Below are 24,074 nucleotides of genomic sequence, written 5' to 3'. Positions count from 1 at the left end.
GGTCTTTTCTGCATGGGATCAGACACTTGCCGCTTCCTTCCTTGTGATGTGCCGCTCGAGGATCTCGCTCGCCAGGGCGCGATAGGCGACCGCCCCGCGCGATGTAGGGTCGTAGTTGAGGACCGGCATGGCGTAGCTTGGCGCCTCGCTCAGCCGGACGTTGCGCGGGATCTTGGTCTGGAAGACGAGGTCGCCGAGATTGGCGCGGGCATCCTCCTCGACCTGAATGCAGAGGTTGTTGCGCTTGTCGAACATCGTCAGGACGATCCCCTCGATGCGGAGGTCAGCATTCGCGGTCTCGCGCACCTCGCGCACCGTCAGAAGCAGCTGAGAGAGGCCTTCGAGGGCGAAGAACTCCGCCTGAAGCGGCACGATGAGGGAGTCGGAGGCCACGAGCGCGTTGATCGTCAGCAGGTTGAGCGATGGCGGGCAGTCGATCAGGACGAAATCATAAGGCGCGGGGCGGTGCCGGAGCGCGTTCCTGAGATGGTGGACCCGCCGCGCCGCCGACATCAGTTCCGCATCGGCGGAGCTGAGATCCATGGTCGCCGGAACGATATGGAGGTTCTCGACATCCGTCGGACGCGCCACCGCTTCCGCGGAGTCGCTCCCCAACAGCAGGTCATAGGCGGTGCGCGCCCGCGCGCTCCGCTCGATGCCGAGGCCGGTCGAGGCGTTGCCTTGGGGATCGAGATCGACCACGAGGATCCTGCAGCCCCGCATCGCAAGCGCCGCGCCAAGATTGATCGCCGTCGTCGTCTTCCCGACGCCGCCCTTCTGGTTGGCGATGCTGACGATCTGAGCCTTCTTCATGCGATCTCACTCACGTTCGTGATCAGGAGGACGGGACCGGCGCCTTCGCGTCTTGAATCCGAGACTTGGAGGTCGAAGGACCATGCGCGCCGGGCCTCGGCAACCTCCCGCTCCCATCGCTCGCCCTTCGGGAAAAGGTAGTACGTCGCGGGTCCTCCGTGACGCGTCGCGAGGCGCAGCAGATCCGGAAGCGGCGCCAGCGCACGAGCGGAAACGACGTCGGCCGATTGGGGCGCCGCCACCTCGATCCGGTTGCAGATGATCCTCGCGTTCAGCGACAGATCGCGTCGGGCCGCGCGAAGAAACGCAGCCTTCCTGTTGTCGGATTCGATCAGCGTGGTGCTTAGGTCGGGTCGGAGGATTGCAACAACCAGACCTGGGAGCCCTGCGCCGGTTCCGAGGTCGGCGTAGGTTTTGGCTTCGTGCGGGATGAGGTCTGCCAGTCGCGCACAGTCGAGGATGTGACGATCCCACAGATCGTTGGTGTCCAGGCTGCCGACGAGGTTGATCTTCCTGGTCCAGCGCTGGAGGAGGGCGGCAAACGCCTCCAATGTTTCACGTGAAACATCGGCCGCACGATCTAGCGACCCGTTCATCCCGCCTTGGCGCCCGTCGTTCTTCGCACCGCCAATAGGGACACGAGCGCGGCCGGCGTCATGCCTTCGATCCGCGACGCCTGTCCGAGCGTCTCCGGCCGGGCGCGCGTCAGCTTCTCCCGCTGCTCATTCGTCAGTCCGGCGACAGCCCAGTAGTCCAGACGCGGATCGAGCCTTACGGCCTCGTCCCGGACAAGCGCCTCCGCATCCCTCTGCTGCCGCTCCTCGTAATTCGCATAGAGAGCGTTTCGGTCCACCTGGGTCCAGATGTCCTGGCCCCAAGCACCGTGGTCGGTGACCGCTCCCATGATGTCGGGCAAGGTCACGTCGGGATCGCTCATGATCTCGTAGAGGCTCCGTTTGCCGGCGGACGCCGCGCCGGGAACGACACTCGCCTTGGTGACGCGGGCGGAACGCAGATGCGTCGTCAGATCACCTATCTGCTCAGCCTTCCGTTCGAACGCCGCCCGCTGGCGATCATCGACTGTCCCGAGGGAGATACCTAGCGGCGTCAGGCGCATGTCGGCGTTGTCCGCGCGCAGCATGAGGCGGAACTCGGCGCGCGAGGTGAACATGCGATAAGGTTCCGAAACGCCTCGCGTCGTGAGATCGTCGATCATCACGCCGATATAGCTGCTCGCCCGCGAGAAGGTGGTCGCCTCGCGATCTCGGGCATGATTCAGAGCGTTGATGCCGGCGACGAGCCCTTGTGCTGCGGCTTCCTCATACCCGGTCGTCCCGTTGATCTGCCCAGCGAGGAAGAGCCCCGGGATGTCGGGAAGCTCCAGACTTTGCGACAGGCAACGTGGATCGACGTAATCGTACTCGATCGCATAGCCGGGTCGAACGATCTCCGCAGCTTCCAGGCCGGCAATGCTGCGGATGTAGGCTTCCTGGATGTGGACCGGCAAGGATGTCGAGATGCCGTTCGGGTAGACGAGTTCCGAGGCCAGCCCCTCCGGCTCAAGGAAGATCTGATGCGACGCCTTGTCGGCGAAGCGCGTGACCTTGTCCTCGATGGACGGGCAATAACGCGGCCCCACGCCCTCGATCATCCCGCCATACATCGCGGACTGATCGAGGTTTTCCCGGATGATCCGGTGCGTGTCTTCGTTCGTGTGGGTGATCCGGCAGGCAACCTGCGGCAAAGAAGGCGCGTCGCTCATGAACGAAAAAAGCGTCGGGGCGGCGTCCCCGTCTTGCCGTTCCAGTTCGTCCCAGCCGATCGTCGATTTCCGAAGCCGTGGGGGCGTGCCGGTCTTCAACCGTCCGACCTTCAAGCCGTGACCGCGCAGCCGCCGCCCCAGTTCGGTTGCAGCACGGGCGCCGGCACGACCGCCCTCGGAGGCTTCCCTCCCGATCAGGATCCGACCGCCGAGGAACGTCCCCGTCGCCAGCACGACGCACTTCGCCGGGATCTCCGCCCCGTCGGACAGCCGGACGCCGGAGACACGCCCCGTCTTGTCCGTGACGATATCGACGACCTCGCCATGGATGACATCAGGCCCGATGCCTTCGGCAAAACGGCGAGAAATCGCAGCGTGGTATTCCTCCCGATCCATCTGGGCGCGGGGCCCCTGGACGGCGGGACCGCGGCTTCGGTTCAACAACCGGAACTGGATCCCTGCCTCGTCGGCCGCCCGGCCGATCAGCCCGCCCATGGCGTCCACCTCGCGCACGAGATGGCCCTTGCCCAGGCCGCCAATCGCGGGATTGCAGGAAAGCGCGCCCAGGTCTGAGCCGTTCATCGTGACAAGCGCAGCCGTTCCGCCCATGCGAAAGACGACATGGGCCGCCTCGGTGCCTGCATGTCCGGCGCCGACGACGACGACATCGTAGTTGCGATGTTTCACGTGAAACACTCCTACTTCCCGAGACAGAAAGACCGAAAAACTTCGTCGAGCACGTCTTCGACACCAATCTGGCCGACGATCCGTTCCAGAACCGTGACCGCCTTGCGCAGCTCGAAGACGACGAGCTCGACATCCCCCAGATAGCAGGTTTCCAGGGCAGAGGTCAAAGCGGCTATCGCCTCTCTCAGCGCCATCTCGTCCTGCGTCCGGCTGACGAAACCGGCCGACCCGGCGACGGAAGCGAAGTGGGCCGCGATCGCCTCCAGCAGCGCGTCCAGTCCCGCGCCCGTTCTGGACGACAGGCCCTCACCGCCGTGCAGATCAGCCTTGGTCCGGCACACGAGGTCATGCGGAGCCCGCGCCACAGGAAATGCCGGGACCGATTCTTCCTCGTGAAGAAACAGCCGCATGTCAGCCGCCTCCGCCCTCTCCTTCGCGCGCGCAACGCCGAGCCGCTCCACCGGATCGTCGGTCTCCCGCAAACCGGCCGTATCCACGAAGATCACCTTCAGCCCCTGCAGGTCGACCGCGCGCTCGATGACATCCCGGGTCGTCCCCGGGATTTCGGAGACCAGCGCCGCGTCGCTCCGCACGATGGCGTTCAGAAGCGAGGACTTGCCCGCATTCGGCGCACCGACGATGGCGACCTCGAACCCTTCGCGCAGCGCCTTCGCGGCAGAGGACCCGGACGCTTCTCCGGCCATTTCGTCCACGACCGAAGACAACAGCTCAACGACCTCCGGCATGACGTCGACCGGAACCTCCTCGTCGGCGAAATCGATGGTGGCCTCCATCAGCGCCGCAGCCCGGATCAGGCGCGACCGCCAGCCGAGGATCAGCCCCGACATCTCGCCGCCCATCACCCGCATCGCCGCGCGGCGCTGTTCCTCGGTCTCGGCTTCGATGACGTCGGCCAGGCCCTGCACCTCCGTCAGGTCCATGCGCCCGTTCAGCAGCGCGCGGCGCGTGAACTCCCCGGGTTTCGCCATCCGCGCAAGACCCAGCTCCTCGAGCCGGGCGAAGACCGCCCGCTGCACCGCGATGCTGCCATGAAGATGCAGCTCGACGACGTCTTCCCCGGTGAAGCTTCGCCCGGCGCCGAACGTCAGGACCAGCGCCTGGTCGAGAACGCCCCCCGCCCCGTCCTTCAGCGCCCGCACCCGCGCGGAGCGGAGGGGAACCTCCCCTCCGCCAAGTGCCGTCAGGATGTCGAAGGCCCTAGGCCCCGAGATCCGCAGGACGCAAAGCCCGGCCTTCCCCGGCGCCGTCGCCAGGGCATAGATCGTATCCGCCATGGCATCGCGCCGTCAGGAATTCATCGAGTCGAAGAAGTCCGCGTTCGTCTTGGTCTGCTTCAGCTTCGAGATCAGGAACTCGATCGCGTCCGTCGTCCCCATCGGGTTCAGGATCCGCCGCAGCACGAAGGTCTTCTGCAGGTCCTTCGGATCGACCAGCAGCTCTTCTTTCCGCGTGCCGGACTTGAGGATGTCCATCGCCGGGAAGACGCGCTTGTCTGCCACCTTCCGGTCGAGCACGATCTCGGAGTTGCCGGTGCCCTTGAATTCCTCGAAGATCACCTCGTCCATCCGCGAGCCGGTGTCGATCAGTGCCGTCGCAATGATCGTCAGCGACCCGCCTTCCTCGATGTTGCGCGCCGCGCCGAAGAACCGCTTCGGCCGCTGCAGCGCGTTCGCGTCGACACCGCCGGTCAGGACCTTGCCCGAGGACGGCACGACGGTGTTGAAGGCTCTACCAAGTCTTGTGATCGAGTCGAGCAGGATCACAACATCTCGTTTATGCTCGACCAGACGCTTGGCCTTTTCGATCACCATCTCGCTGACGGCCACGTGCCGCGTCGCGGGTTCGTCGAAGGTGGAGGAGATGACCTCGCCCTTCACCGACCGCTGCATGTCCGTCACCTCTTCCGGCCGCTCGTCGATGAGCAAGACCATCAGGTAACATTCCGGATGGTTCGTCTCGATCGACTTCGCGATGTTCTGGAGGATGACGGTCTTGCCGGTCCGTGGCGGCGCCACGATGAGCGACCGCTGGCCCTTCCCGATCGGCGCGACCAGATCGATGATCCGGGCCGAACGGTCCTTGATCGTCGGATCCTCGATCTCCAGCTTCAGCCGCTCGTCCGGGTAGAGCGGCGTCAGGTTGTCGAAGGAGACCTTGTGGCGCGCGCGCTCGGGGTCCTCGAAGTTGATCTGCGTGACCTTGGTGATCGTGAAATAGCGCTCGTTGTCGTCCGGCGCCTGGATCACGCCCTCGACCGTATCGCCGGTGCGCAGCGAGTGCTGGCGGATCACGTCGGGCGAGACGTAGATGTCGTCGGGTCCGGAGAGATAGTTCGCCTCGGGCGAGCGCAGGAAGCCGAAGCCGTCCTGCAGGACCTCCAGCACGCCTTCGCCGCTGATCTCCCAGCCCTCGTCGGCCCGCTCGCGCAGGATCGAGAACATCATCTCGCCCTTGCGCATGGTCGAGGCGTTCTCGATTTCGAGCTCCTCGGCCATGTCGACCAGATCCTTGGGCGAGGTCGCCTTCAGGTCGCGCAGGTTCAGGGTGCCGGTCTGCTCTTGGGTGCCGTCCTCGGCACCGGGGATATCGTCGCGCATGGGGGCGAGGCTCCGTCGGGACGCGCTCGGACCCCGGCCGGGGCGGCGCTGTGATTAATCGGGAAAACGGGATGCGGGCCAGGACGGCCCCCCGTAAGGCTCAGCTAAGCGGCCCGGGGCCCGGTGTCAACGCCGAGAGGTCAAGTCAGAACTTCACGATCACCGAGACGACGATCACGATCAGCAGCAAGGTCGGCACTTCGTTCATCATCCGGTAGCCGCGCCCGGTGACCGCGGACCGCCCCTCGGCAAGTGCCTTTCGCTGGCCCGCGCACCAGAAATGGAACCAGGTCATGACCAGGACGGCCGCCGCCTTCACCCAGGGCCAGGCGGTGCTCCAGTCGACGCCGCCCATCCAGATCATGGCCAGCCCGAAGACCCAGGTCGCGACCAGGGCGGGCGTCATGATGCCGCGCAGCAGCCGGCGCTCCATGATCTCCAGCACCGGCAGCATCGCCGGCACCTCCTCGCGCCGCTCGACATGGTAGACGAAGAGCCGGGGCAGATAGAACAGCCCCGCCATCCACGCGATGACCGAGATCACGTGCAGTGCCTTCACCCAGAGATAAGGATCCATGGCCGCCCCCTTCGCCCGTCTCTTAGAAAGATAAAAGAAAGGATGATAGTAGTGGATAGGGGGGTCGAAGATCGGGGATTGAATCCACTCCACAGCTCCGCCCACAGCGGGAGAAGTCCTGGAGGACGAGGCGTTGATAACTCCTCCGGGGCCCTATGTCGCCAAGGCCGCCCGGACGGGGAGAAGCCTGTGAGCGACTCGGCCGACAACGCCCCTTGGCGCCCCCGGCATCCGCCTTGGCCTGCGCGAGTCCTCCCCATGGATAAGTCGGGCCGAAGCCGCTAGGAACCGGGCAGTTCTCCCCTGACGGGCGCGGCGGCGCAGTCGCTCACCGTGCATCGACAGGGTTCTCCGCCGGGTTCCTCACGCAACGATCCACATGCTGACCCTCGCCTCCTCCTCCCGCACGCGGCAGAATATGCTGACAGACGCCGCGATCCCGTTCGAGGCGGTGCCCGCCCGGATCGACGAGGCGGCGATCCGCGACGCCCTGCTGGCGGAGGGCCACGGGCCGCGCGCCGTGGCCGACGCCCTGGCGGAGATGAAGGCGCTTCGCGTGCGGCGGCCGGGCCTCGTGCTGGGCTGCGACCAGACCCTCGACCATCAGGGCGCGCTGCTCGGCAAGCCCGCCACGCCGGAAGAGGCCGTCGAGCAGCTCACCCGCCTTCGCGGCAGTCCTCACAAGCTCCATTCCGCGGCCGTCATCACCGAAGAGGGCCGACCCGTCTGGCGCCATGTCGGCGACGTCACCATGATCATGCGCGCGGCCTCTCCGGCCTGGATCGACAGCTATGTCGACCGCAACTGGGACGAGATCCGCCATTCCGCCGGCGCCTACACGCTGGAAGGCGAGGGCGCGCGGCTGTTCCACCAGGTGCGCGGGGACTTCTTCACCGTGCTGGGTCTGCCGTTGCTGCCGCTGATCGACTTCCTCGTCATCCGTGGGGAGATCGAGGCATGACCCGCCTCGCCGGCGTGATCGGGGACCCGATCGCCCATAGCCGCTCGCCGCGCCTCCACGGTCACTGGCTGCGCCGCTACGGCATCGACGGGCACTATGTGCCGCTGCATGTCCGTGCCGAGGATCTCGAGGCGACGCTGGCCCTTCTGCCGCGCCTGGGCTTCGCCGGGATCAACGTCACGATCCCCCACAAGGAAGCCGTCTTCGCGCTGGCCGACGAGGTCACCGACAGGGCGCGGGCCGTCGGGGCGGCCAACACGCTGACCTTCCGCGACGGTCGCATCCATGCCGACAATACCGATGGCTACGGCTTCCTCGCCAATCTCCGGCAGGAGGCGCCGGGCCGGGACGCGCGCGCCCCGGCGCTCGTCCTCGGGGCGGGCGGCGCCGCGCGCGGCGTGATCGCGGCGCTTCTGGACGAGGGGGCCGAGCGGGTCACCCTGACCAACCGCAGCGCCGGGCGGGCGGAGGCGCTGGCCGAGCTGTTCGGCCCCCGCGTCGTCACCCATCCCTGGGAGCGGGCCGCCGAGGCGCTGCCGGGGCACGCGCTGGTCGTCAACACGACCAGCCTCGGCATGGCGGGCAACCCGCCGCTCGAGCTGGACCTGACCGGTCTCGATCCGACGGCCACGGTTACCGACATCGTCTACACCCCGCTCGAAACGCCGCTGCTGGCCGCCGCCCGGGCGCGGGGCAATCCGGTCGTGGACGGGCTGGGGATGCTGCTTCACCAGGCCGTGCCGGGCTTCCGCGCGTGGTTCGGGGCGGAGCCGCAGGTCGACGACGCGCTTCGCGCCGCAGTTATGGCATGATCGTGCTCGGCCTCACCGGCTCCATCGGGATGGGGAAGACGACGACTGCCGCGCTCTTCGCCGCGCGCGGCGTGCCCGTCTGGGACGCGGATGCCGCCGTTCATCGCCTCTATGCGCCCGGGGGTGCCGCCGTCGCCCCGCTCGCCGAAGCTTTTCCCCAGGCGGTGCGGGACGGGACCGTCGACCGTGCCGCCCTGCGCGAGGCGATCGCCTCCGACCCCGCCTCGCTCAAGCGCGTCGAGGCCATCGTCCATCCGCTCGTCGCTGCCGACCGTGCCGGGTTCCTCGAGGCCGCCGACGCGCCCATCGTCCTGCTCGACATCCCGCTGCTCTTCGAGACGGGGTTCCCGGTCGACCACAGCATCGTCGTGACCGCTCCGCCCGAGGTGCAGCGCGCCCGCGTCCTTGCGCGCGGCACGATGACGGAGGCGGCGTTCGAGGATATCCTCACGCGCCAGATGCCCGACGCGGAAAAGCGCGCCCGCGCCGACTACGTCATCGAGACCACCACGCCCGAGGCCGCCGCGGCCCAGGTCGACGCCATCCTGGAGGAGCTTCGCGCATGAGAGAGATCGTCCTCGACACCGAGACCACCGGATTCGAGCCCGAATCCGGCGACCGCATCGTCGAGATCGGCGCCGTCGAGCTGATCAACCACGTCGCCACCGGTCGCACCTACCACCAGTACATCAACCCCGAGCGGGCGATGCCGCAGGGCGCCTTCGAGGTGCACGGGCTGGGCGACGAGTTCCTGAAGGACTTCCCCGTCTTCGCGCAGATCGGGCAGCAGTTCCTCGACTTCATCGGCGACGACAAGCTGGTGATCCACAATGCCGCCTTCGACATGAAGTTCCTCAATGCCGAGCTCGCCTGGATGGGCTTGCCCGTCCTGCCGATGGAACGCGCGGTCGATACGCTCGCCATCGCGCGGTCGAAGTTCCCCGGCTCGCCCGCCTCGCTCGACGCGCTCTGCCGCCGCTTCGGCGTCGACAATTCCTCGCGCGAGAAGCACGGCGCCCTGCTCGACAGCGAGATCCTGGCGGAGGTCTATCTGGAGCTGATCGGCGGGCGGCAGACCAGCCTGACGCTCGCCGGGCCGGCCCGCCGTCAGGCGGTGCAGGAGAGCGGCCAATGGAAGGCCCATCCCCGGCCCGCGCCGTTGCCGTCCCGTCTTACCGACGCGGAGCGGGCGGCGCATGCCGCCTTCGTCGAGAAGCTGGGGAGCGGGGCCTTGTGGAAGTCCGGGTGAGCCGGTCCCGCGCGGGGCGGCCCGGGGACGGCGCGTCAGGCTCGGCCGAGGCCCGGCGCGCCGCTCTCGGAAGTCAGGCCTGCGCGGTCGGCGCGGCCTGCTGCGCCTGGGCACGGCGCGCGATCTCGTTGCGGTAGAGCGTCACGAAATCGATGTTCTCGAGGTTCAGCGGCGGGAAACCGCCGTCGCGCGTCACGTCCGAGACGATCCGGCGCAGGAACGGGAACAGCATCCGCGGGCATTCGATCAGCAGGTAGGGGTGCAGCTGGTTCTCGGGCACGTTCTGGATCGCGAAGACGCCGGCATAGTCCAGCTCCATCACGAAGATCGCGTCGTCGGCGCCCTTCTTCTTGGCGGTGATGGTCAGCTTGGTCGCGACCTCGTACTGGTTCTCCTGCTGGCGCTTGCGCGCGTCCAGCCCGACCTGCACGTTGATGTCGGGCGAGCCCTCCATCGTCTGGCCCTTCTGGGCGGCGACGTTCTCGAAGGACATGTCGCGGATGAACTGGCCCAGAACCTGCATGTTCGGGGCCTTCTGCGTCTGCGCCGCGCCGTTCGGGCCGGTCGCGCCGGTCGTCTGGGGGGCGGCGGTCTGCGTGTCGTCTTCAGCCATGGGTCCGGTCTCCGGTCTGGAAAAGGTCGGGCCCGAGGTAACAGAGGCTCCGGGCCGCTACAACACGGGCCGGGATCAGTCGCGGCGCGACCTGTCCGGGTCGGTCCAGCCCGAGGGCCCCTCGCGCCGGGGCATCTCGACATATTCGCCTTCGATCACGCCATCGTCCATCGGCTGCCGGGCCTGCGCCTGCGCACCGCCCATAGAGAAGGACTTCACCTCGATCCGGGACCGCACCTGTCGCAGCACCGCCTCGCGCACGGCCGGCACGAGCAGGGCGAAGCCGACCGCGTCGGTGAAGAAGCCCGGCGTCAGCAGCAGCAGGCCGGATGCGAGGATCATCGCGCCATGGGCCAGCGGACGGGTCGGGTCGCTGAGCCGCTCGAAGCTGCGCTGCATCTCCGCGATCTGCGCCAGCCCCTGGCGGCGCACGAGATATGTGCCTGCCATCGCCGTCAGCACCACGATCAGCAGCGTCGGCCACAGCCCGATCAGCCCGCCGACCTGGATGAACAGCGCGATCTCGATCAGCGGAACGCCGATGAAGAGCAGCAGAAGCCACATTGTCGTCATCTCCAATCCGGGACGGGCACCTTGACCCCAAGCCGCACTTACATATGTGCGACGAGTGCGATACCAACCCCGCACCCGCCGGAGCCGCGATAGGGATGAACGACGCCGTGATACAACTTCTTGTCCTTGCCGGCATTGCCCTGTTCCTCGTGATCCGTCTGAAGAACGTGCTGGGCAAGCGCACCGGCTTCGAGAAGCCGACGGCGATCGCCGGCCGGTCGGATCCGCCGGTGCGCCGCGACTTCGAAGTGATCGAGGGCGGTCCGGATCGCGACATCACCGACCATGTCGACGACGGCTCCGACAGCGCCAAGGCCCTGTCCGGCATGAAGCTGGCCGAGCCGGGCTTCGTCGTCACCGACTTCGTCGCCGGGGCCCGCGGCGCCTACGAGATGATCCTGATGGCCTTCGAGAACGGCGATCTCTCGGACGTGCAGGACTTCCTGTCCGAGGACGTCTACGAGGCCTTCCTCGGCGTGATCGCCGACCGTGAGGACAAGGGGCTCCGGATCGACGCCAACTTCATCGGTGTCCGGGAGACCGTCCTGCAGGAGGCCGAGTTCGACCGCGCCACCAACGAGGCACAGATCACCCTGCGCTTCGTCGGCGAGCTGACCTCGGTCGTGCGCGACGCCGAGGGCACCGTGGTCGAGGGCAACCCGAACGAGATCAAGAAGCAGCGCGATGTCTGGACCTTCGCGCGCGAGATGGGCTCGGACGATCCGAACTGGAAGCTGGTCGCGACCGGCGGCTGACATGCGATGACGCGGCTCGACCCTCCCGATACGGCGGGCTCGCCCTTCGCCCCGCCCCCGGGATGGGAGGAGGACGACCTCGAGGCGGCCCTGGCCGCCTTCCGCCGCATGGACGGTCATCCGCTCGCGATCCCGGCGCGGGCCGCGACCTCGGCGCGCGCGTTCTTCGAGACCCGCTTCTCCCTGGGCCGCAGCCTCGCCGCACGCATCACCGGCTATTACGAGCCGGAGCTTCCGGCTTCGCTGACCCGCAGTCCCGAGTTTCCGATCCCCGTCCACGCCCTGCCCGAGGGCGGCTGCACCCTGCGCCGCGCCGATATCGACACGCGGCTGTCGGGCGGCGTGCTGGCCTGGCTGCGTGACGAGGTGGACCGGTTCTTCCTCCAGGTGCAGGGCTCCGGCCGGCTGCGCCTGCCCGACGGGACGGTCCTGCGGCTGGGCTATGGCGGCAGCAACGGCCGTGCCTATCGGTCGATCGGTCAGATCCTGATCGAGCGGAAGGTCTTCGGCCTCGACCTGACGGCCGAGCGGCTGAAGGCCTGGCTGCGCGCCGACCCGACGCGCGGTCGCGCGCTGATGGACGAGAACCCGAGCTACGTCTTCTTCCGCATCCATGACGGCCCGCCCGGGGACGGGCCGTTAGGGACGATGGGCTGCCCGGTGACCGCAGGCCGCAGCGTGGCCTGCGACCCCGGTCACACGCCGCTCGGCACGCCGGTCTGGATCGAGGCGCCGGGGCTCGCCCGGCTCTGCATCGCGCAGGATACCGGGTCGGCGATCAAGGGACCGGGCCGGCTGGACCTGTTCCACGGCACGGGGGACGCGGCCGGTGCGGCCGCCGGAGAGATGAACCTCGCCGGGCGGATGACGCCGCTCTTGCCGCGATGAGGCGGCGGCGCCTCAGCGCCGAGGATCGCGACCTGTGGCGGCGCTACACCCGCTCCGCCGATCCGCTGGACGAGGCGCGCCGCGACCTCCACCGCGAGGCACCGCCCCCCGAGGCCGCGAAGCCCACCGCAGCGACGGCACCGCGCCGCCCCGTCCAGCCCTTCGAGCTTGGCCAGAAGGCGAAGGCCCGGGCCTCTGCCCATTCGCTCGCGTCGTCGATCACGGACCAGGTGGCTCAGACGCCGCTCCGGATGGACGCGAGGGTCCACAAGCGGATGAAGGCCGGCAAGCTGCGCCCCGAGGGCAAGCTGGACCTGCACGGCCTGACTTTGGCGCAGGCCCAGCCGGAACTGGCGCGCTTCGTGATGTCGGCCCATGCCTCCGGCAAGCGGCTGGTCCTGGTGGTGACGGGCAAGGGCAAGTCCAAGCCATCGGACACGGTCATGCCGAACCGGCTGGGGGTGCTGAAGCACCAGGTGCCGGTCTGGCTGGGCATGGCGCCGCTGTCCTCGGTCGTGCTCCAGATCACCGAGGCAAGCCGGGGCCATGGCGGCTCCGGCGCGTACTACGTCTACCTGCGAAGGCGATAGGGCGCAGCCGACCGGAAGGTCAGCGCCCCCAGCGCAGCACTACCGGGTCCAGCGGGCGCAGAAGCTCCAGCAGCATCGCCCGCGTCGCGGGATGCAGCGGCGGGATCGGGTGGCGGCACGCGTCGGAGCGGATCACCCCCCCTTCGACCATCGCCGCCTTGGCGGCGCGGAAGCCGCATTGCCGGTTCTCGTGGTTCACCGCCGGAAGGACGCTGGCATAGGCCGCCGTCGCCCCCGCCCGGTCGCCCGCCGCCCAGAACTCGAGCACCGGCTTGATCCGGTCGGGGATCATGGCCGAGGTCATCGTGCCGGTCGCGCCGGCGTCGAGATCGGCGAGCAGGGTGATCGCTTCCTCCCCGTCGAAGGGCCCCTCGATCGCATCGCCGCCCTCGGCGATCAGCGCGCGCAGCTTGGCGGCGGCCTGCGGGCACTCGATCTTGAAGAGCTTCACCATCTCGATCTCGCGCGCCATCCGCACCAGCAGCGGCACCGGCAGGTCCACACCCGAGAGCGGCGCGTCCTGCACCATGATCGGGATGCCGATTTCGCCCACGCGGGCGAACTGCTCGAGGCACTGTTCGGCGGTGCCGCGCAAGGTGGCGCCGTGGTAGGGCGGCATCATCATCACGATGGCGGCGCCGAGGTCCTTGGCCATCCGCGCCCGCTCCACCGCGATGGGGGTGGAGAAGTGGCTGATCGTCACGATCACGGGCACGCGGCCCGCCACATGCTCCAGGCTGAGCCGGGTCAGCGTCTCGCGCTCCGCGTCCGAGATCAGGAACTGCTCGGAGAAGTTGGCCAGGATGCAGATGCCGTCGACCCCCTGGTCGATCATGCAGTCGAGCACGCGGCGCATGCCGTCCGGGTCGAGCGTCCCGTCCTCGTGGAACGGGGTCGGGGCGACCGGCCAGATGCCGGAATAGGGAACGGACATGGGGGCCTCCTGCTGTGTCGGCGACGTCAAAGCACAGCTCGGGACCGTTTGCCATACCGGATGCGCAAGGCGCGTCGCCGTTGGCATACCCGGAGGGTCATGTATCGCCGGCCTCCGGCGGCGTCCCGCTCCGTCCACGCTCGATCTGTTGCAGCAGCAGCCGCAGCATCCGCTGCGCCGCCGGCCCCGGCTCTCCTTCGCGCAGGGTGACGACCGAGTAGCGCGGCACCGTCAGCACCCTGTCGAGGGGAACGCGGCGCAGGCCCGCCGATTCCAGCCGCTGCAGGAACAGTTCGGCCACCTCCTGCGTGACCGGGGCGATCATGTCGGTGCTCTGAAGCAGCGCCGTCGTCACGATCAGCGACTGGGTCACGCTGACATGGCGTGGCATCGGGGCGCCCTCGGCGCGCAGCGCCTCCTCGACGGTGACGCGGATCGGCGCGCCGCGGGCCTGCATGACCCAGTCGTATTGCGCGAGGTCGATCAGCCCCACCCGGCTGCGCCGCAACACCGGATGGGCGGCGCGGCAGAGGAAGGCGACGGTCTCGTCGCTGACGGGAACGGCGTGGATCAGCCGCGCGTCGAGCGTCGGCGGCACGCGGGCCAGCACGATGTCGAAGCGCTGCGCAACGAGGCCGCGCATCAGGTCCTCGCTCATGCCGGTCTCGATCTCGATCTCGACCTCCGGCGCCTCCTGCCGGAAGGCGCGCATCACCGGGACCACGTAGCCCATCGCCGCGCCGGTGACGGCGCCGACGGCGACCTGGCCGGCAAGGCCGGCGCCGAGTTGCGACACCTCGGCCATGCCGGCCTCCAGCTCCCGCAGGACGGTCATGGCACGGCGCGAGAAGCCGCGCCCGGCCTCGGTCGCGACCATCCCGCGGGTGTGCCGCTCGAACAGGGTCGCGCCCACCTGACGCTCCAGCTCCGACAGGGTGCGGCTCGCGGCGGGCTGGGTGATGCCGAGCCGCCCGGCCGCGACCGAGAGCTGCCCGCTTTCGGCGATGGCGGCGACGAGGCGCAGCTGGCGCATGGACAGGCGGGCAAGCGGATCGGCGGTCATGGCTTCGCATACCAGACCCGGTATGATGACGGCAACAGATAGCAATTGAGTGGCATGGGCTGCCGCCGTAGACAGGGAAGGCCGGCGCGCCCCGCGCCGGGACAAAATGACAGACCGGCCACGACGGCGAGGGGAGGAGCCCGCGCCCCGACCGGCCGAGGGAGGACATCCATGCTGAATTTCACCCGCCGCGCCGCGGTGGCGCTTCTGGCCGCCTCGACGGCGCTTTCCGGCGGCGCCGCGCTTGCCCAGGACAAGGGCACCGTCGGCATCGCCATGCCCACCAAATCCTCGGCCCGCTGGATCTCGGACGGCGAATCCATGGTCCAGCAGTTCGAGGACGCGGGCTACGAGACGATCCTGCAATATGCCGAGGACGACATTCCGACCCAGCTCGCGCAGGTCGAGAACATGATCGTGCGCGGCGTCGACGCGCTGGTGATCGCAGCCATCGACGGCACGACCCTGTCGAACGCGCTGGCCAACGCCGCCGCCTCCGGCATCCCGGTCATCGCCTATGACCGGCTGATCCGCGACAGCGGGAACGTCGACTACTACGCCACCTTCGACAACTTCCAGGTCGGCGTGCAGCAGGCCGAGAGCCTGGTCGCCGGCCTCGAGGAGCGGTTCCCCGACGCGGAGGTCTGGAACGTCGAGCTGTTCGGCGGGTCGCCCGACGACAACAACGCCTATTTCTTCTACGATGGCGCCATGTCGGTGCTGCAGCCGATGATCGACGAGGGCAAGATCAACGTCGTCTCGGGCCAGATGGGCATGGACACGGTGGGGACGCTGCGCTGGGACGGCTCGGTCGCGCAGGCGCGGATGGATAACCTGCTGTCGGCGAACTATACCGACACCCCGGTCCACGGCGTGCTGTCGCCCTATGACGGGCTTTCGATCGGCATCCTCAGCTCGCTCAAGGGCGTGGGCTACGGCTCGGGCGACATGCCCATGCCGATCGTCACCGGCCAGGACGCCGAGATCCCCTCGGTCAAGTCGATCCAGGCGGGCGAGCAGTATTCGACCATCTTCAAGGACACGCGCGAGCTGGCCCGCGTGACGGTGGGCATGGTCGATGCGCTGCTTCAGGGCGGTCAGCCCGAGATCAACGACACCGAGACCTACGACAACGGTGTGAAGATCGTCCCCTCCTACCTGCTGGAGCCGCTGCCTGTGGACGCGTCGAACATCACCGAGCGTCTGGTGGACACCGGCTACTACACGGCCGACCAGATCCAGTGACCGCAACCGGGGCGGCCCGTCGGGGCCGCCCCCATCCGGCCGGAGGGTGCCATGACGGGCAAGCTGCTGGAAATGCGCGGGATCACCAAGACCTTTCCGGGGGTCCGCGCGCTCGACGACGTGTCGCTTTCGGTGGCCGAGGGCGAGATTCACGCGCTGGTGGGCGAGAACGGCGCGGGCAAGTCCACGCTGATGAAGGTGCTGTCTGGCGTCTACCCCCACGGCTCCTACGAGGGGCAGATCCTCGTCGATGGGGCCGAGCAGCGGTTCCGCGGCATTCGCGACAGCGAGGCGGCGGGCATCGCCATCATCCACCAGGAGCTGGCCCTCGTGCCCACCCTGTCGATCGCCGAGAACCTGTTCCTCGGCCATGAACGCGCCCGCGGCGGCGTCATCGACCGCACCCGCACTCGCGAAGAAGCCACGCGCCTGCTGGCCCGCGTCGGCCTGCGCGAGAATCCGGGGACCCGCGTCGGCAGCCTGGGCCTCGGCAAGCAGCAGCTCGTCGAGATCGCGAAGGCGCTCGCCAAGAAGGTGCGGCTCCTGATCCTGGACGAACCGACCTCGTCGCTCAACGAGCGCGACAGCGAGGCGCTGCTCGACCTGCTGGAGGACCTCAAGCGCAAGGGCGTGGCCTCCATCCTGATTTCCCACAAGCTGAACGAGATCGCCCGCGTCGCCGACCGGATCACGGTGCTGCGCGACGGCGCCTCGGTCTCGACCATCGAGGCAGGCGGCGCGCCGGTCTCGGAGGATCGCATCATCCGCGACATGGTCGGCCGCGCGCTGACCGACCGCTACCCGCCGCGGACGCCCCGCATCGGCAAGGTGCTGATGGAGGTGCGCGACTGGACCGTCGCGCATCCGACCGACCCCGACCGGCTGGCCGTCGACGGCGTCAGCTTCGATGTGCGCGCGGGCGAGGTGCTCGGCATCGCAGGGCTGATGGGCGCGGGCCGCACCGAGCTCGCCATGAGCCTCTTCGGCCGCGCCTGGGGGAAGAAGACATCCGGAACGGTCCGCATCGAAGGGCGCGAGGCCGACACCTCCACCGTGCGCCGCGCCGTCGAGGCGGGGCTGGCCTACGTCACCGAGGACCGAAAGCAGTACGGGCTGGTGCTGGACGAGACCATCCGGCGCAACGTGCCGCTCGCCAACCTCGCCGGCATCTCGTCGGGCGGGGTGCTGGACGAGGCGCGGGAGCTTTCGGTCGCACGCGAGTACCGCGACAAGCTGCGCATCAAATGCTCCTCGGTGGCGCAGGAGGCGGTGAACCTCTCGGGCGGCAACCAGCAGAAGGTCGTGCTGTCCAAGTGGCTCTTCGCCGATCCGAAGGTGCTGATCCTCGACGAGCCCACGCGCGGCATCGATGTCGGCGCCAAGTACGAGATCTACGCGATCATCGCCGAGCTCGCCGCGCAGGGGCGCGCCGTGGTGGTGATCTCGTCCGAGATGCCGGAGCTTCTGGGCATCACGGACCGCATCCACGTCATGAACGAAGGCCGCTTCGTCGCCGAGATGCCGGTGGCCGATGCCAGCCAGGAACGCATCATGGCCGCCATCCTGCGGTCGGGCCAGAGCGCCTCGGCGCGGGTCCGCACGCCCGCGCCGGCCGCCTGAGGGAGGACAGACCATGACCGACGATAGCTTCGCCGGAGAACGCAACACCGGCGCCCTGACCGCCGACCAGCCCGGGGCAGGCGGCCTCCGGGCCGGGCGACGCGGGCACATGAGCTTCGTGCGGGCGCATCTGCGCGAATACGGGCTCCTGATCGCGCTGGTCGCGATCATGCTGTTCTTCCAGATCGCGACCGACGGCATCCTTCTCCGGCCGATCAACCTCACGAACCTGATCCTGCAGAACAGCTACATCGTCATCATGGCGCTCGGCATGCTGCTGGTGATCGTCGCGGGCCATATCGACCTGTCGGTCGGGTCGGTGCTGGGTTTCATCGGCGCGCTCGCGGCGGTGATGATCGTGAACTACGACATCAACTACTGGCTGACCGCAGCAATCTGCATCGCCGTCGGGGGCATGATCGGAGCGGCGCAGGGCTTCTGGGTCGCCTATTTCCGCATCCCCTCGTTCATCGTGACGCTGGCGGGGCTGCTGGTCTTCAAGGGCCTGACGCTCTGGCTGCTGGCGGGCCAGTCGGTCGGGCCGTTCCCGCCGGGCTTCCAGCTTCTCTCCTCGGGCTTCGTGCCGGATCTGCTGGGCGGGACCGACCTGAACCTGCTGGCGCTTGTGCTGGGCCTCGCGCTCGCCTTCCTCGTCATCGTCCTGTCGGTGCGCAGCCGCCGGAACGCGGGCGATGACACGGACGAGCCCTATGCCCTCTTCGCCGCGAAGATCGGCCTCGCCGCGCTGGCGATCGTCTACCTCTCCTACCTCATGGCGACCTTCCGGGGCTTCCCGAACGTGCTGATCGTCATGGCGCTGCTCATTTCGGTCTACATGTTCGTGACCAACCGCACGACGCTGGGCCGCCGCATCTACGCGCTCGGCGGCAACGAGAAGGCCGCGAAGCTCTCGGGCATCAACACCGAGCGGCTGACCTTCCTGACCTTCGTCAATATGGGGATGCTGGCCGCGCTGGCCGGCCTCGTCTTCGCGGCACGGCTCAACACCGCCACGCCCAAGGCCGGGGCGGGGTTTGAGCTCGACGTGATCGCGGCCGTGTTCATCGGCGGCGCGTCGATGGCGGGGGGCGTGGGCACCGTGGTCGGCGTGGTTATCGGCGCCTTCATCATGGGCGTGATGAACAACGGCATGTCGATCCTCGGCATCGGCATCGACTACCAGCAGGTCATCAAGGGGCTGGTGCTGCTGGCCGCGGTGATCTTCGACGTCCTCAACAAGCAGAAGGCGGCCTGACCGGCCATCTTCCGGCACCCAAGGCGCGGATGCGGGCGCCCGGAGCGATCCGGGCGGGCTCTCTCCGGCCGCGATCACAGAAAGGCAGGCACAGCGATGGCATTCGTCAAGGCCGAGTGGCCCCGCAGGCTCCGCTCGCAGGAATGGTACGGCGGCACCTCGCGCGACAACATCTACCACCGCGGCTGGCTGAAGAACCAGGGCTACCCGCACGACCTGTTCGACGGGCGCCCGGTGATCGGCATCCTCAACACCTGGGGCGAGCTGACGCCCTGCAACGGCCACCTGCGGGAGCTGGCGCAGAAGGTGAAGGCGGGCGTCTGGGAGGCCGGAGGCTTCCCGCTGGAGGTGCCGGTCTTCTCGGTCTCCGAGAACACCTTCCGTCCGACCGCCGCGATGTATCGCAACCTCGCCGCCATGGAGGTCGAGGAGGTGATGCGCGCCCAGCCCATCGACGGCGCGGTGCTGCTGGTAGGCTGCGACAAGACCACGCCGAGCCTGATGATGGGCGCGGCCTCGACCGACATTCCCTCGATCGTCGTCACTGGCGGGCCGATGCTGAACGGCTGGTTCCGTGGCGAGCGCGTGGGCTCGGGCACGGCGCTCTGGCAGATGAGCGAGGACATCAAGGCCGGGAAGATGAGCCGCGAGGACTTCCTCGAGGCCGAGCAGGCGATGAGCCGCTCCTCGGGCACCTGCAACACGATGGGCACGGCGTCCACGATGGCCAGCCTCGCCGAGGCGCTCGGCATGGCGCTGTCGGGCAACGCCGCGATTCCCGCCGTGGATTCGCGCCGCCGGGTGATGGCGCAGCTCTCGGGGCGGCGGATCGTGCAGATGGTCAAGGACGACCTGAAGCCGTCGGACGTGCTGACCCGCGAAGCCTTCGAGAACGCGATCCGCACCAACGGCGCCATCGGCGGCTCGACCAACGCGGTGATCCACCTGCTGGCGCTGGCGGGTCGGGTCGGGGTCGACCTCACGCTCGACGACTGGGACCGGCTGGGCCGCGACGTGCCGACCGTCGTGAACCTGATGCCCTCGGGCAAGTACCTGATGGAGGACTTCTTCTATGCGGGCGGATTGCCGGTCGTGCTGCGGCGGCTGGGCGAGGCGGGGCTTCTGCACCGCGACGCGCTGACCGTCTCGGGCGAGACCGCCTGGGAGGCGGTGAAGGACGTGCGCAACTGGAACGAGGACGTGATCCTGCCGGTGGAGAAGGCGCTGACCGCATCGGGCGGGATCGCGGTGCTTCGCGGCAACCTCGCCCCGGACGGCGCGGTGCTCAAGCCCTCGGCCGCCTCGCCGGAGCTGATGCGCCACCGGGGCCGCGCGGTGGTCTTCAAGGACATCGACGACTACAAGGCCCGGATCGGGGACGAGTCGCTCGACATCGACGAGAGCTGCGTGATGGTGCTCAAGAACTGCGGACCGAGGGGTTACCCGGGCATGCCCGAGGTCGGCAACATGGGGCTGCCGCCCAAGGTGCTGCGCAAGGGGATCAAGGACATGGTCCGCATCTCGGACGCGCGCATGTCGGGCACGGCCTATGGCACCGTGGTCCTTCACACCTCGCCCGAGGCGGCGGCGGGCGGCCCGCTCGCGGTGGTGCGCGACGGGGACATGATCGAGCTCGACGTGGCTGTCCGGCGGCTCCATCTCGACATCCCCGACGAGGAGCTTTCAGCGCGGCTGGCCGCCTGGACGCCGACCGTCCCGCGGCCTGAAAGCGGCTACGCCCGGCTCTTCCACGACCACATCCAGGGCGCCGATACCGGCGCCGATTTCGACTTCCTGGTGGGATGCCGGGGCAGGGAGGTTCCGCGTGACAGTCACTGACATCGCCATCGTCGGCGTGGGCAAGATCGCCCGCGACCAGCACGTCCCGGCCATCGCCGCCGATCCGCGCTTCCGGCTCGCCGCGACCGTCAGCCGGTCCGGTGGGGTGGAGGGGGTCGAGAACTTCGACACGCTCGACGCCCTGCTCGCTTCGCGGCCGAAGATCGGGGCCGTCTCGCTCTGCATGCCGCCGCAGGCGCGCTTCGAGCCGGCGCGCGCCGCGCTCGCCGCCGGGCGGCACGTCATGCTCGAAAAGCCGCCCGGCGCCACGCTGGCCGAGGTTGAGACGCTGACCCGCCTCGCCAGCGACGGGGGCCAAACGCTCTTCGCCACGTGGCATTCCCGGCACGCCGCCGCCGTGGCCCCCGCGAAGGACTGGCTCGCGACCCGCACCGTCCGCCGCGTCGCCATCGTCTGGCGCGAGGATGTGCGGCGCTGGCATCCCGGCCAGGACTGGATCTGGGAGCCGGGCGGCCTCGGCGTCTTCGATCCGGGGATCAACGCGCTGTCGATCATGACCGAGATCCTGCCCGTCCCGCTGCACCTGACCGGCGCCGAGCTGGAGGTTCCCGCCAACCGCCAGACCCCCATCGCCGTGCGGCTGGCCTTCGCCGGACCCGGCGGCGCGACCGGCACGGCGGATTTCGACTGGCGGCAGGAGGGGCCGCAGACCTGGGAGATCGAGGTCGAGACCGACAAGGGCAGCCTCCGGCTGACCGAGGGCGGGGCCGGAATGGCCGTGGACGGTAGCCCGGTCGCGGTCGAGACGCAGGGCGAGTATCCTGGCCTCTACGCCCGCTTCGCCGACCTCATCGCGCGCGGCGCGTCGGATGCCGACACGCGCCCGCTGATGCAGGTGGCCGACGCCTTCATGCTGGGCCGCCGGATCCCGACCGACGAGTTCCACGACTGACGGTGCGCCGCGTCGCGCGCGGACGCTTGTCCCGGCTCCCATGCCGCAACTCCTCCTGCCGGGGGCGCGGCCTCGTGCAAATGCGCCGCTATTGGGCCGCCTTCGGCATCGCGCCGAGGACGCCGCGCGGAGGGCCGAGTTGAACGCGGCCCACACCCCGTCCACTCTGCGGGCTCGACCGTTCGTCCGAAGGAGCCGACCCGCATGACCCACGATCCCTTGCTGCAGCCCTACGACCTGAAGCACCTGCGGCTCCGCAACCGGTTGATGATCACCAGCCATGAGCCGGCCTATCCCGAGGACGGGATGCCGAAGGACCGCTACCGCGCCTACCATGTGGAACGGGCGCGCGGCGGCGTGGCGCTGACGATGACGGCCGGCTCCGCCTCGGTCTCGCGGGACAGCCCGCCCGCCTTCAACAACGTGCTGGCCTGGAAGGACGAGGTGGTGGGATGGATGCGCCGGCTCGCCGACGAATGCCACGACCACGGCTGTGCGGTGATGATCCAGCTCACCCATCTGGGCCGCCGCACCCGCTGGGACACGGGCGACTGGCTGCCATCGCTGTCGTCGACACGCCGGCGGGAGCCCGCGCATCGCGCCGCTCCGAAGAAGGCCGAGGGGTGGGATATCGCGCGCATCACGGACGACTATGCCGACGCGGCCGAGCGGATGAAGTCCGCCGGGCTCGACGGGATCGAGATCGAGGCCTATGGCCATCTGCTCGACCAGTTCTGGTCGCCTGCGACGAACGAGATGGAGGGCGCCTATGGCGGCGACCTGACCGGCCGGATGCGCTTCTCGATGGAGGTCCTGCAGGCGGTGCGCGACCGGGTCGGGCCGGCCTTCCTGGTCGGCATCCGCTACGTTGCCGACGAGGACCTGCCCGGCGGCATCACCAGGCAGGACGGGCTGGAGATCACGCGGCGGCTGAAGGCCAGCGGCCTCGTCGACTTCCTCAACGTGGTCCGCGGCCATGTCGACACCGATCCTGGGCTCACCGACGTGATCCCGGTGCAGGGGATGCGGTCCGCGCCCCATCTCGACTTCGCGGGCGAGATCCGGGCGGCGGCGCAAATCCCGACCTTCCATGCGGCCAAGATCCAGGACGTCGCGACCGCGCGCCATGCCATAGCCTCGGGCAAGCTCGACATGGTCGGCATGACCCGCGCGCATATCGCCGACCCGCATATCGTCGCCAAGATCCTGCGCGGCGAGGAGGACCGCATCCGCCCCTGCGTCGGCGCCAACTACTGCCTCGACCGGATCTACCAGGGGGGGATGGCGCTCTGCCTGCACAACCCGGCCACCGGGCGCGAGCTGGAGCAGCCGCACGTCATCGCGAAGGCCGAGGCGCCGCTGCGCGTGACCGTGGTCGGCGCCGGTCCCGCCGGGCTGGAGGCGGCGCGGGTCGCCGCCGAGCGCGGCCATGCCGTCACCGTCCACGAGGCCGCGCCCGAGGCCGGCGGGCAGGTCCGGCTGACCGCCCGGACGCCCCGGCGGGCCGAGATGATGCAGCTGATCCAGTGGCGCCTTTCCGAGTGCGAGCGGATGGGCGTCGCCCTCCGCTTCAACAGCTTCGCCGATGCGGAGACGGTGCGCGCCGATGCCCCGGACGTGGTGGTCGTGGCGACGGGCGGGCTGGCCGAGACGGAGGTGCTGGCCGAGGGCGGGGAACTCGTCGTCTCGGCCTGGGACATCCTGTCGGGCGACGCGGCGCCCGGCAGCAACGTGCTGATCTACGACGAGGCCGGGGACCACGCGGCGCTGCAGGCCGCCGAGACGATCGCCGCCACCGGCGCCTCGGTCGAGATCGTGACCCGCGACCGCAGCTTCTCGCCCGAGGTGATGGGCATGTCCCTCACCCCCGCGCTGCGCGCGCTGCAGCCGCGCGACGTCACCTTCACCGTGACCCGGACGCTCGCCGCCGTCCGGCGCGACGGCAACGGTCTGGTCGCTGTGCTGGGCAGCGACTACGGCGCGTTCCCGCGAGAGCGGCGGGTCGACCAGGTGGTGGTGAATGCCGGGGTCCGGCCGCTGGACGATCTCTACTTCGCGCTGCGCGACGGCTCGTCCAACGGGGGCGAGCTCGACCACGCGGCCTTCATCGAGGGGCGCCCCCAGACGATCGTCAGGAACCCGGAGGGCACCTACCGCCTGTTTCGCATCGGCGACGCCGTCGCCTCGCGCAACACCCATGCAGCGGTCTACGACGCGCTGCGGCTGATGAAGACGATATGAGGCCCGCCCGCTTCAACGGCGGAGGCCCGGTTGACGGCGCCGGGGGGATACAGGACGTATGGACGC

The 24,074-nt window shown here is 68.9% G+C and carries 23 protein-coding genes; 13 read left to right on the top strand and 10 right to left on the bottom strand.

Annotation, left to right across the window (positions count from 1 at the left end):
- Positions 1-18: 18 nt before the first annotated feature.
- The 6 genes from DR046_RS14095 to hemJ all read right to left on the bottom strand — a co-directional run bounded on the left by DR046_RS14095 (position 19) and on the right by hemJ (position 6,457).
- Positions 19-813, bottom strand: a complete 795-nt coding sequence (locus DR046_RS14095) for a ParA family protein (protein ID WP_115383036.1) — start codon at positions 811-813, stop codon at positions 19-21.
- Positions 810-1,409 carry a 16S rRNA (guanine(527)-N(7))-methyltransferase RsmG gene (rsmG, locus tag DR046_RS14090; protein WP_115383035.1) on the bottom strand — a complete coding sequence of 200 codons (600 nt, stop codon included), beginning with the start codon at positions 1,407-1,409 and terminating at the stop codon, positions 810-812. Before rsmG ends, DR046_RS14095 begins: the two co-directional genes overlap by 4 nt.
- Entirely contained in the window at positions 1,406-3,271 is a 1,866-nt protein-coding gene (gene mnmG, locus DR046_RS14085; protein WP_115383034.1) for a tRNA uridine-5-carboxymethylaminomethyl(34) synthesis enzyme MnmG, read from the bottom strand. The genes rsmG and mnmG overlap by 4 nt, the downstream gene beginning before the upstream one ends.
- A gap of 2 nt (positions 3,272-3,273) precedes the next feature.
- Positions 3,274-4,557, bottom strand: coding sequence for a tRNA uridine-5-carboxymethylaminomethyl(34) synthesis GTPase MnmE (mnmE, locus tag DR046_RS14080; RefSeq protein ID WP_115383033.1), 1,284 nt, complete (start codon positions 4,555-4,557; stop codon positions 3,274-3,276).
- Between the two features lie 12 nt (positions 4,558-4,569).
- Positions 4,570-5,880: a transcription termination factor Rho gene (gene rho / locus DR046_RS14075; RefSeq protein ID WP_115383032.1), complete on the bottom strand. Its 1,311-nt coding sequence runs from the start codon at positions 5,878-5,880 to the stop codon at positions 4,570-4,572.
- Positions 5,881-6,025: 145 nt separating this feature from the next.
- Positions 6,026-6,457, bottom strand: a complete 432-nt coding sequence (gene hemJ, locus DR046_RS14070; RefSeq protein ID WP_115383031.1) for a protoporphyrinogen oxidase HemJ — start codon at positions 6,455-6,457, stop codon at positions 6,026-6,028.
- Positions 6,458-6,836: 379 nt separating this feature from the next.
- On the opposite strand from hemJ, the gene DR046_RS14065 reads away from it, so the two are divergent.
- Genes DR046_RS14065 through dnaQ form a run of 4 tightly spaced genes read left to right on the top strand, consistent with a single transcriptional unit; the run spans position 6,837 to position 9,479 of the window.
- The gene (locus DR046_RS14065) at positions 6,837-7,418 is read left to right on the top strand and encodes a Maf family protein (protein WP_115383030.1); all 582 of its coding nucleotides are present in this window, start codon (positions 6,837-6,839) and stop codon (positions 7,416-7,418) included.
- Positions 7,415-8,230 carry a shikimate dehydrogenase gene (locus tag DR046_RS14060; protein WP_115383029.1) on the top strand — a complete coding sequence of 272 codons (816 nt, stop codon included), beginning with the start codon at positions 7,415-7,417 and terminating at the stop codon, positions 8,228-8,230. The genes DR046_RS14065 and DR046_RS14060 overlap by 4 nt, the downstream gene beginning before the upstream one ends.
- Positions 8,227-8,796: a dephospho-CoA kinase gene (coaE, locus tag DR046_RS14055; RefSeq protein WP_115383028.1), complete on the top strand. Its 570-nt coding sequence runs from the start codon at positions 8,227-8,229 to the stop codon at positions 8,794-8,796. The genes DR046_RS14060 and coaE overlap by 4 nt, the downstream gene beginning before the upstream one ends.
- Positions 8,793-9,479 carry a DNA polymerase III subunit epsilon gene (dnaQ, locus tag DR046_RS14050; RefSeq protein ID WP_115383027.1) on the top strand — a complete coding sequence of 229 codons (687 nt, stop codon included), beginning with the start codon at positions 8,793-8,795 and terminating at the stop codon, positions 9,477-9,479. Before coaE ends, dnaQ begins: the two co-directional genes overlap by 4 nt.
- A 73-nt stretch (positions 9,480-9,552) precedes the next feature.
- Here the strand turns inward: dnaQ and secB are convergent, their stop codons facing one another.
- Together secB and DR046_RS14040 are read right to left on the bottom strand one after the other, a co-directional pair.
- Positions 9,553-10,092 carry a protein-export chaperone SecB gene (secB, locus tag DR046_RS14045; protein WP_115383026.1) on the bottom strand — a complete coding sequence of 180 codons (540 nt, stop codon included), beginning with the start codon at positions 10,090-10,092 and terminating at the stop codon, positions 9,553-9,555.
- A gap of 75 nt (positions 10,093-10,167) precedes the next feature.
- Positions 10,168-10,656 (bottom strand): FxsA family protein, encoded by a 489-nt coding sequence (locus DR046_RS14040; protein ID WP_115383025.1) that lies wholly within the window; start codon positions 10,654-10,656, stop codon positions 10,168-10,170.
- A 104-nt stretch (positions 10,657-10,760) separates the two neighbouring features.
- Here DR046_RS14040 and DR046_RS14035 point away from each other — a divergent pair, with 104 nt between their 5' ends.
- The 3 genes from DR046_RS14035 to DR046_RS14025 are packed head-to-tail and all read left to right on the top strand — an operon-like array spanning position 10,761 to position 12,898.
- Entirely contained in the window at positions 10,761-11,420 is a 660-nt protein-coding gene (locus tag DR046_RS14035) for a Tim44/TimA family putative adaptor protein (RefSeq protein WP_115383024.1), read from the top strand.
- A 6-nt stretch (positions 11,421-11,426) separates the two neighbouring features.
- Positions 11,427-12,308 (top strand): MltA domain-containing protein, encoded by an 882-nt coding sequence (locus DR046_RS14030; RefSeq protein WP_115383023.1) that lies wholly within the window; start codon positions 11,427-11,429, stop codon positions 12,306-12,308.
- Positions 12,305-12,898: a Smr/MutS family protein gene (locus DR046_RS14025; RefSeq protein WP_115383022.1), complete on the top strand. Its 594-nt coding sequence runs from the start codon at positions 12,305-12,307 to the stop codon at positions 12,896-12,898. Before DR046_RS14030 ends, DR046_RS14025 begins: the two co-directional genes overlap by 4 nt.
- Positions 12,899-12,917: 19 nt before the next feature.
- Here DR046_RS14025 and DR046_RS14020 read toward each other — a convergent pair whose 3' ends face one another.
- Both DR046_RS14020 and DR046_RS14015 read right to left on the bottom strand, forming a co-directional pair.
- Positions 12,918-13,832 carry a dihydrodipicolinate synthase family protein gene (locus DR046_RS14020; RefSeq protein WP_115383021.1) on the bottom strand — a complete coding sequence of 305 codons (915 nt, stop codon included), beginning with the start codon at positions 13,830-13,832 and terminating at the stop codon, positions 12,918-12,920.
- Positions 13,833-13,929: 97 nt separating this feature from the next.
- Positions 13,930-14,895 carry a LysR family transcriptional regulator gene (locus DR046_RS14015; protein ID WP_115383020.1) on the bottom strand — a complete coding sequence of 322 codons (966 nt, stop codon included), beginning with the start codon at positions 14,893-14,895 and terminating at the stop codon, positions 13,930-13,932.
- Between the two features lie 171 nt (positions 14,896-15,066).
- Here DR046_RS14015 and chvE point away from each other — a divergent pair, with 171 nt between their 5' ends.
- The 6 genes from chvE (at position 15,067) to DR046_RS13985 (ending at position 24,008) form a co-directional block, all read left to right on the top strand.
- A complete protein-coding gene (chvE, locus tag DR046_RS14010; protein WP_115383019.1) occupies positions 15,067-16,140 on the top strand; it encodes a multiple monosaccharide ABC transporter substrate-binding protein in 1,074 nt (357 codons plus the stop codon).
- Between the two features lie 51 nt (positions 16,141-16,191).
- The gene (gene mmsA / locus DR046_RS14005) at positions 16,192-17,760 is read left to right on the top strand and encodes a multiple monosaccharide ABC transporter ATP-binding protein (protein ID WP_115383018.1); all 1,569 of its coding nucleotides are present in this window, start codon (positions 16,192-16,194) and stop codon (positions 17,758-17,760) included.
- A 109-nt stretch (positions 17,761-17,869) separates the two neighbouring features.
- The gene (gene mmsB, locus DR046_RS14000) at positions 17,870-19,015 is read left to right on the top strand and encodes a multiple monosaccharide ABC transporter permease (RefSeq protein WP_115383088.1); all 1,146 of its coding nucleotides are present in this window, start codon (positions 17,870-17,872) and stop codon (positions 19,013-19,015) included.
- 96 nt (positions 19,016-19,111) lie between these two features.
- Positions 19,112-20,854, top strand: a complete 1,743-nt coding sequence (gene araD / locus DR046_RS13995; RefSeq protein WP_115383017.1) for an L-arabinonate dehydratase — start codon at positions 19,112-19,114, stop codon at positions 20,852-20,854.
- A complete protein-coding gene (locus DR046_RS13990; protein WP_115383016.1) occupies positions 20,841-21,767 on the top strand; it encodes a Gfo/Idh/MocA family protein in 927 nt (308 codons plus the stop codon). The genes araD and DR046_RS13990 overlap by 14 nt, the downstream gene beginning before the upstream one ends.
- A 204-nt stretch (positions 21,768-21,971) precedes the next feature.
- Positions 21,972-24,008 (top strand): NADH:flavin oxidoreductase, encoded by a 2,037-nt coding sequence (locus tag DR046_RS13985; protein WP_115383015.1) that lies wholly within the window; start codon positions 21,972-21,974, stop codon positions 24,006-24,008.
- Positions 24,009-24,074: the final 66 nt, after the last annotated feature.

It is taken from the genome of Jannaschia formosa, assembly GCF_003340555.1.
Lineage (GTDB): Bacteria > Pseudomonadota > Alphaproteobacteria > Rhodobacterales > Rhodobacteraceae > Jannaschia > Jannaschia formosa.
Note: the sequence above shows the minus strand (reverse complement) of the source record. Positions and strands in the feature narration are given on the sequence as shown.

Excerpts from the sequence above, each read along its gene's own strand:
- DR046_RS14095 (WP_115383036.1), bottom strand. The coding sequence starts at position 813 with ATGAAGAAGGCTCAGATCGTCAGCATCGCCAACCAGAAGGGCGGCGTC.
- rsmG (WP_115383035.1), bottom strand. The coding sequence starts at position 1,409 with ATGAACGGGTCGCTAGATCGTGCGGCCGATGTTTCACGTGAAACATTG.
- mnmE (WP_115383033.1), bottom strand. The coding sequence starts at position 4,557 with ATGGCGGATACGATCTATGCCCTGGCGACGGCGCCGGGGAAGGCCGGG.
- rho (WP_115383032.1), bottom strand. The coding sequence starts at position 5,880 with ATGCGCGACGATATCCCCGGTGCCGAGGACGGCACCCAAGAGCAGACC.
- hemJ (WP_115383031.1), bottom strand. The coding sequence starts at position 6,457 with ATGGATCCTTATCTCTGGGTGAAGGCACTGCACGTGATCTCGGTCATC.
- DR046_RS14065 (WP_115383030.1), top strand. The coding sequence starts at position 6,837 with ATGCTGACCCTCGCCTCCTCCTCCCGCACGCGGCAGAATATGCTGACA.
- DR046_RS14060 (WP_115383029.1), top strand. The coding sequence starts at position 7,415 with ATGACCCGCCTCGCCGGCGTGATCGGGGACCCGATCGCCCATAGCCGC.
- coaE (WP_115383028.1), top strand. The coding sequence starts at position 8,227 with ATGATCGTGCTCGGCCTCACCGGCTCCATCGGGATGGGGAAGACGACG.
- dnaQ (WP_115383027.1), top strand. The coding sequence starts at position 8,793 with ATGAGAGAGATCGTCCTCGACACCGAGACCACCGGATTCGAGCCCGAA.
- secB (WP_115383026.1), bottom strand. The coding sequence starts at position 10,092 with ATGGCTGAAGACGACACGCAGACCGCCGCCCCCCAGACGACCGGCGCG.
- DR046_RS14040 (WP_115383025.1), bottom strand. The coding sequence starts at position 10,656 with ATGTGGCTTCTGCTGCTCTTCATCGGCGTTCCGCTGATCGAGATCGCG.
- DR046_RS14035 (WP_115383024.1), top strand. The coding sequence starts at position 10,761 with ATGAACGACGCCGTGATACAACTTCTTGTCCTTGCCGGCATTGCCCTG.
- DR046_RS14030 (WP_115383023.1), top strand. The coding sequence starts at position 11,427 with ATGACGCGGCTCGACCCTCCCGATACGGCGGGCTCGCCCTTCGCCCCG.
- DR046_RS14025 (WP_115383022.1), top strand. The coding sequence starts at position 12,305 with ATGAGGCGGCGGCGCCTCAGCGCCGAGGATCGCGACCTGTGGCGGCGC.
- DR046_RS14020 (WP_115383021.1), bottom strand. The coding sequence starts at position 13,832 with ATGTCCGTTCCCTATTCCGGCATCTGGCCGGTCGCCCCGACCCCGTTC.
- DR046_RS14015 (WP_115383020.1), bottom strand. The coding sequence starts at position 14,895 with ATGACCGCCGATCCGCTTGCCCGCCTGTCCATGCGCCAGCTGCGCCTC.
- chvE (WP_115383019.1), top strand. The coding sequence starts at position 15,067 with ATGCTGAATTTCACCCGCCGCGCCGCGGTGGCGCTTCTGGCCGCCTCG.
- mmsA (WP_115383018.1), top strand. The coding sequence starts at position 16,192 with ATGACGGGCAAGCTGCTGGAAATGCGCGGGATCACCAAGACCTTTCCG.
- mmsB (WP_115383088.1), top strand. The coding sequence starts at position 17,870 with ATGAGCTTCGTGCGGGCGCATCTGCGCGAATACGGGCTCCTGATCGCG.
- araD (WP_115383017.1), top strand. The coding sequence starts at position 19,112 with ATGGCATTCGTCAAGGCCGAGTGGCCCCGCAGGCTCCGCTCGCAGGAA.
- DR046_RS13985 (WP_115383015.1), top strand. The coding sequence starts at position 21,972 with ATGACCCACGATCCCTTGCTGCAGCCCTACGACCTGAAGCACCTGCGG.